Below are 2,220 nucleotides of genomic sequence, written 5' to 3' on the forward strand. Positions count from 1 at the left end.
CGCTGCTGACTGAAAAGCCTGAGTTGTCACCCCCAGCAACGCCGTTAATTCTGAAACCGTTATTACCATTGAGGCTGGAGAGATTAAATGTTGATATACTCATGCTTGTCTTCCTTTTTGTTACAAGTTCGGATATTCGTTTTGTTATGTTTTTACTGTTTGTGCTGTTTCAACTTTTTGTCAGGAGAGAAGGTTTAAAAGTCTGATTATGCTTTAATTTTGCAATACCTTGTCCATTTTCTGTAGTAATTGTCTTGATTGTCAAGCGATCGCCTTATGCAGTCATTCTAAATGTGATTCTTTCGCAAAGACTTAACTAAGCATGGATTAGTATAATTAATTCTGTCTCATTACTTAATACCCCAAGGTGGAAGTCAAAAGTAAGGCAGTATAGGCTTTTTAGCAATTTAAAATGGTTGGTTTATTTACGCCTTACTGTACTAGGTTGCTTAGTGTAGGGTACGGAGTCCATGACGAAAATACTTGGATCTTGGGTAAGGAAGGGGTGATTTTTCCCTCAATGAGAGATATAGTTAATCTGGCTTGAGTCATACAACAGTATTCTAGAATTATTGATAAAATATTTCATTAGTAGTTGACATTTATTCTCAATCAAGGTTATATTATTATGCAGTGTTCTCCTCTCTTTAAAGGATCGGCAGACGGGATTGGCCAGCAGCAGCAGGCTTGTCCCTCTTTTTTTCTATGGATTTGCGAATTATGAATAATCAATTATTTGATGCGATTATCATTGGTGCTGGAATTGGGGGTTTGGTGACAGCCACCCAGTTAGCCGCCAAAAAAGCCAATATACTGGTGCTGGAAAGTTACTTAATCCCTGGTGGTAGTGCGGGTTATTTTCAACGCCAAGGCTATAAATTTGATGTTGGGGCATCCATGATTTTTGGTTTAGGAAATAAGGGAACAACTAATTTACTCACCCGTGCTTTAGAAGCGGTGAATGTTAATGTAGAAACAATTGCTGACCCTGTACAAATTCATTATCATCTGCCTCAAGGTTTAGAGTTGAAGGTTGACCGAATTTATGAAAACTTTTTACAAAATCTGATTGCTTATTTTCCCCAAGAAGAAAAAGGGATTCGGGGCTTTTATGGCGAATGCCAAAAAGTCTTTAATTGCTTGAATAGTATGGATTTACTCTCTTTAGAAGAACCTAGATATTTGCTAAGAACATTTTTACAACATCCTTTAGCTTGTCTTGGTTTGGCTAAATATTTACCTCAAAATGTGGGAGATGTGGCACGGCGTTATATTCAAGATCCTCTGTTATTAAAGTTTATTGATATGGAGTGTTATTGCTGGTCAGTCGTGTTGGCTGAGATGACACCAATGATTAATGCAGGGATGGTTTTTGCTGATCGACATTATGGTGGAGTTAATTATCCAAAAGGTGGTGTGGGACAAATTGCTCAAAAGTTGGCGGAGGGTTTGGAAAATTTGGGTGGTCAGATTCAATACCAGGCTAAGGTAAAACGCATCATCACTGAAAAAGGACGGGCAGTTGGTGTAGAATTAGTTAATGGTCAGGTCTATCATGGCAAACGAATCGTTTCTAATGCCACACGCTGGGACACATTTGAAAAGTTACTCCCACCAGCAGAAATGCCAAATAATGAGAAAAAGTGGCAAGAGTTTTATCAAAAATCCCCTAGTTTTGTCAGTTTACATATCGGGGTGAAAGAGTCGGTTTTACCTGTGGGGACGGAATGCCATCATATTTTATTGGCAGATTGGCAGAAGATGGAGGCAGCGAAGGGAACAATTTTTGTTTCTATTCCCACCTTACTCGACCCAGATTTAGCTCCCCTGGGGTATCATATTATTCATGCTTTCACCCCTGACTGGATAGATAATTGGCAAGGACTTTCTGGGGTTGAGTATGAAGAGAAGAAAGAAGAGGTAGCAGGAGAAATTATTGAACGGTTGGAGAAAATTTTTCCGGGTTTAGATGCTGGTTTGGATTATTTGGAAGTGGGGACACCGCGCACCCATCGCCGTTTTTTGGGTCGTGTAGATGGTACTTATGGGGCTATACCCAGACGGAAGTTGCGGGGGTTGTTGAAGATGCCGTTTAACCGCACGGCTATTGAGGGACTTTATTGTGTGGGAGATAGTACATTTCCTGGCCAGGGGTTGAATGCGGTGGCTTTTTCTGGGTTTGCTTGCGCTCATCGCATTGGAGTAGATTTGGGACTTTAC

The 2,220-nt window shown here is 40.3% G+C and carries 1 protein-coding gene; it reads left to right on the top strand.

The features are described from left to right. Nucleotides 1-720: 720 nt before the first annotated feature. Nucleotides 721-2,220: carotenoid isomerase (gene crtH, locus VB711_RS26335; protein ID WP_323289388.1), on the top strand; the 1,500-nt coding region annotated here is incomplete at its 3' end.

Source organism: Cronbergia sp. UHCC 0137, from assembly GCF_034932285.1.
Taxonomy (GTDB): domain Bacteria; phylum Cyanobacteriota; class Cyanobacteriia; order Cyanobacteriales; family Nostocaceae; genus Cronbergia.